The following is a 4215-nucleotide window of genomic DNA, read 5'->3' on the forward strand; positions in this document are numbered from 1 at the left end:
CTCCGCAACAATAAGAAAATTGAGAGTAACCCCCTCTTGGAGGCCAGGAGTGGCGGGGGTTACAAAGGCATTTGTCCGTTTACGAGGGGAAATCCCCAGTACCCCAACACGGATACTGGAAAGATCCGTGTACTTTAGGGCAGAAGCCAGCGTAACAATACAGGCCTCCCGCCGCTCACTTCTCTGTTGACGATCAGAGTCATTAACACGGTTAAGACTGGGTAGTAGGGTGGGGCGGTCGTAATAACCCGTGAGGCGCTGAACAGCCATAATCAAGACAAGCGGAATACCCGCAACTCCAGTCTTAATTGGTCGAACCAGACGGAAATCAGGAACCTGCTTATCATGCCCGCATAGGTTTCCACCAAAGTTAAATGGGATCTGTTTCATTGCGTCCTGCGTTTAATTTTAAATTGAAGGCACTATATATTCAGGCCTAATATTTCGAAAAAATCCTATATAAATCAAATAGTTAATCACGACGCAGAGTCGGTGTAACTTACGACACAGAATCGGTGGAAAGGCAGGTTTTCACGACGCAGAATCGATGCTGTTGTAAAGAATGGTAAATCCGTGATCTGCACGGGTGGTTTCCTTATTGATTAGTACTGAAGGCTGTAAATTGATCTCGAATAAAAAGCTCTCGTTGATCGACAGAATCATCTAATTCCCAATTTAATACCCCACTAATAATCTCGATAGACGTACTATCGGCAAGACTACGGATATATTCGCCTATATTTTCGAATTCCTCAGTCAAGTCATCATGGCCTTCAATGATGATGAGTAAATCGTATACCGTATAGCCCTTTGGCCAGTAACGTTCGCTATCGTAGAATTGCTTAAGCATTCCGGCATTGGTCTTCATTGTCGTCTTTCCTGTGTTGTTCCGGTTCAAAGAACCTCAATTACAAATGTCGCTTTCTTACCCCTGTCAGCAAGTTGATATTCACCGATCACACCTCCAGATTGGAGTTGCCCCAGTATCGAAGACCGGGCAGAACGCCCAATCAACTGATCTCTGAAGTCGCCGGGTCTGCCGGTATAGTGAATGCGCTCCATGAAGTCGCTTATAGCTATTTCGTACAATCCAGGCCCCAAAGCTACAAGATGTCGGTGAATCGCCTTACCAGTCACGGACAGGGACATTCTCAACGGGATGTTGATGTTAACAACCTTTAGAAGCAACGAAACAACAGCCGGTGTGAATTGAATCAAGATTAAAGTTCGCAGCTCGATGCTCAAACAATTTTATATTAGTGTGGCCACCCTCTGAGGTTGTAATCGTCAACTTCGTCAGTGCCAGACGCTCAATACTCTCCCATGTTTCTTTCAACGCACTGCCTGAATCAGGCCTGCCGAGGAACTTATTAACCTCCCAAAGAGAAACAACCCCTGAATAGACGATAGTAGACTCACCGGCGAGAGGGATAGGGAACTTGCCAGGTGCGCCTTAATGCCGATGCTGGCGAGCCAAATGGAAAAGGGCTATCAGAGTATCTTCATCATAAATATTAAGTCCCGGCCCATGCCGTTCCAGACCCCCCAAGGGAAAGAGTAGGAGAACTGACCTCGCTTTTGCCAGTCGGTATCCATCTTCGACCGATCATTAACCGGCGCAAAAATTGGAAAAAGTGCAAACGTCTCAGGGTGCTGAGGAATATCAGCCCGAATCACTGGCAATGATATTGCCAACTCAAGCTGATCGACATCGTTTTGATCAGTCATGCCACTCTCCTCCACGTCGCGCTTGACGGATTTCTCTCGCATCGCGGAGAGGATCACCGCTAGGAATTATACCTTCAGCCTCTTAAAGCGCACACACCTGCATATCTATCGCCATACGTGGCACAGACAACCCCTGACGATTAAGTAATTCACGAAGGAAAGCCTTCAGGCGTCGTGTGGCAATTTCACTGTAATCCTGATTGTCAGGGGATAACATGAAGCTGCGTATTTTCGAATTAGACAGTTCAAACCGGCGCTCATCCACAGTTCAGAACAGTCGTCTGAACGCAGCTCATAAGCTGCTCGGAGCGCACGGTAAATAGCATTATTGTAGTCAGTCATTATCAGTTTCCGCATATGAAATTAGTTCGTCCCACTCGATGTCGGATGCCAATAAACGCTGCAGCGTAAAACGAGTTTGACGAGAAACGGGGGCACCTTTTCGCCATTTTTTCAGGTTGCTCAGGCTCACTCCAAGAATTAGAGCCAGCTGGTAGTTAGCAACTTGGCGGCGCTCAGCAAGCCGATGGATTACGTCTGAAACGGTAGTGACATGCCTAGAACGGTCGTACGCTGCGTGCCGCTGAGATAAAACCACCTGGCGTTCACTTGGTAAGCTACCGTTTAGGTACGCCAGAAATACAGCATGAGAAACTCCCAGATCCTGATGATTCATAGATTTTTCGCAATCTATTCACACATATCCCAAACATCCGATTCCGCGAGCGACCTAGTCGCATACGATTTCGGATATACGGCTTCAGAGCTTCCGGTTTTTGACGCGCCCAACGTCGTGACGACCCAGTGGCCACCCAACTGATCAACGGCCGCGATACAAATATCAAAGCCATCGACGGTTAAAAAATAGAAAGCTGGATGCAGATGAGCGCGTTCCTGATCGGTAAAGCGCAAACTTATTGTCAGAGAAGATAGGTCTGGATATAAATAGTTGGGAAGATGCAGCAGCGAGTTTTTTGGCTGTCATGTTGAAGTCCTCAAAGTAGAAGTTAAGAGCTGATGTTCAGCTCCGATTGTTGTGGGGTGAAAATTACCCCCTGTAAAGTCATATATTAGGAGTGGCGGAATCGCAAGAGGTAGGCGTGACGTAGGACGTAAGTCCTGAGTGGGGTACTGGTAGTCGGTCTGCCCTGGCAACAGGCAGGGACGCAAAGCGCGATCTCGGTACTGTAATCGTCACCACTTTACTGGCATAGTAAACGCCATGAAACCGGCGTTGAACCTCAAGGAATTGTCACCTGACCAGCTGCGTGAGCTGGCCGAACAGTTGCTGCGTGAGACTCAGCAGAAAGATGAGGTGATCGCCACCAGGGATCGCAGGATCCAGCATGTAGAGCTGGAAAACGGCAAGCTTAAACACGAGCTGGCCATTCTCAAGCTACACAAGTTTGCCCGTACCAGCGAGGCGCTGAATTCTCAGCAGTGTAGCCTGCTCGATGATCTGGTTAATGAAGACATCGCAGCCATTGAAGAGCAGTTGGCACGGCATGAGCAGCTACTTCAGGCTGAACCCAAACAGAAACAAATCCCACGACGCGCCCCGCTTCCCGGCGACCTTCCGCGTACGCTGACCCATCATGAGCCCGATACGACCCGATGCGACTGTGACTGTGAGTTGCGCCGTATCGGTGAAGACATCAGAGAGAAGCTGGATTACATTCCCGGAACCTTCACTATTGAGCGCCATATCCGTGGCAAATGGGCATGCCCTAACTGTGAAACCTTCGTACAGACACCGGTACCTCCACAGGTGATCGATAAAGGTATCCCGGCGCCGGGCTTACTTGCGCAAGTGCTGGTTGCGAAATACGGCGATCATTTACCGCTGTATCGACAGGAAAGGATCTTTGCGCGAGCAGGCGTCGAGCCGGCGCGCTCCACACTGGCCGATTGGGTGGGCCGTTGCGGTGTCGCCCTGCAACCGCTGGTAGACCGGCTCAGAGAACTGCTACACCAACAAGATGTATTGCATGCAGATGAAACCCCTGTATCCATGCTGGAGCCCGGCAAGAAGAAGACCCACAAGGCCTACGTCTGGGCTTATACAAGCACGGCATTCTTGCAGCTCAATGCAGTGATTTACGACTTTGCTCCGGGCCGATCCGGTGAGGGTGCTCGCAGCTTCCTGTGTGACTGGCAGGGCAAGCTGGTCTGTGACGACTTCAGCGGTTACAAGGCCAGCTTTCGTGGCGGCATCGTAGAAATAGGCTGCATGGCACATGCCTGTCGCAAGTTCTTTGATCTGCACATGGCCAACCAGAGCACTCTGGCTCAGTCTGCGTTGGAGCAAATCGGCAAGCTGTATGATATTGAACGCCTCGCCAGGGATATGGATGACGAATCAAGGCTGGCTTGTCGGCAACAACATGCAAAATGATCTGTAACCACTTTCATGGACAGTTTTTTCTGTTCATTAAAGAGGTGCAGTGTGGGACAAACAAAAAAGAGAAACTATGATCGCTATACGTT

General features: G+C 49.4%; 5 protein-coding genes and 1 pseudogene. 1 reads left to right on the forward strand and 5 read right to left on the reverse strand.

Translation table 11 applies throughout. The features are described from left to right. The 5 genes from BW941_RS17900 to BW941_RS17475 form a co-directional block, all read right to left on the reverse strand. On the reverse strand, positions 1-390 hold a 390-nt coding region (locus BW941_RS17900; RefSeq protein WP_217693622.1), incomplete at its 3' end, for a hypothetical protein. A 205-nt stretch (positions 391-595) separates the two neighbouring features. After that, entirely contained in the window at positions 596-868 is a 273-nt protein-coding gene (locus BW941_RS17460) for a hypothetical protein (protein WP_076518239.1), read from the reverse strand. 623 nt (positions 869-1491) lie between these two features. Next, positions 1492-1728: a hypothetical protein gene (locus BW941_RS17470; protein WP_139325884.1), complete on the reverse strand. Its 237-nt coding sequence runs from the start codon at positions 1726-1728 to the stop codon at positions 1492-1494. 82 nt (positions 1729-1810) lie between these two features. Continuing rightward, complete coding sequence (locus BW941_RS18070) at positions 1811-1945, reverse strand: hypothetical protein (RefSeq protein ID WP_281251190.1); 135 nt, start codon at positions 1943-1945, stop codon at positions 1811-1813. A 117-nt stretch (positions 1946-2062) separates the two neighbouring features. Next, complete coding sequence (locus tag BW941_RS17475) at positions 2063-2404, reverse strand: hypothetical protein (RefSeq protein WP_076518244.1); 342 nt, start codon at positions 2402-2404, stop codon at positions 2063-2065. A 546-nt stretch (positions 2405-2950) separates the two neighbouring features. Between BW941_RS17475 and tnpC the strand changes: the two are divergent. Beyond that, positions 2951-4117 (forward strand): annotated as a pseudogene (gene tnpC, locus BW941_RS17485) (IS66 family transposase); the annotation flags it as partial. Positions 4118-4215 lie beyond the last annotated feature (98 nt).

Source organism: Thalassolituus maritimus (assembly GCF_900156675.1).
Classification (GTDB): Bacteria; Pseudomonadota; Gammaproteobacteria; order Pseudomonadales; family Oceanobacteraceae; genus Thalassolituus; species Thalassolituus maritimus.

Excerpts from the sequence above, each read along its gene's own strand:
- BW941_RS17475 (WP_076518244.1), bottom strand. The coding sequence starts at position 2,404 with ATGAATCATCAGGATCTGGGAGTTTCTCATGCTGTATTTCTGGCGTAC.
- BW941_RS17470 (WP_139325884.1), bottom strand. The coding sequence starts at position 1,728 with ATGACTGATCAAAACGATGTCGATCAGCTTGAGTTGGCAATATCATTG.
- BW941_RS18070 (WP_281251190.1), bottom strand. The coding sequence starts at position 1,945 with ATGTTATCCCCTGACAATCAGGATTACAGTGAAATTGCCACACGACGC.
- BW941_RS17460 (WP_076518239.1), bottom strand. The coding sequence starts at position 868 with ATGAAGACCAATGCCGGAATGCTTAAGCAATTCTACGATAGCGAACGT.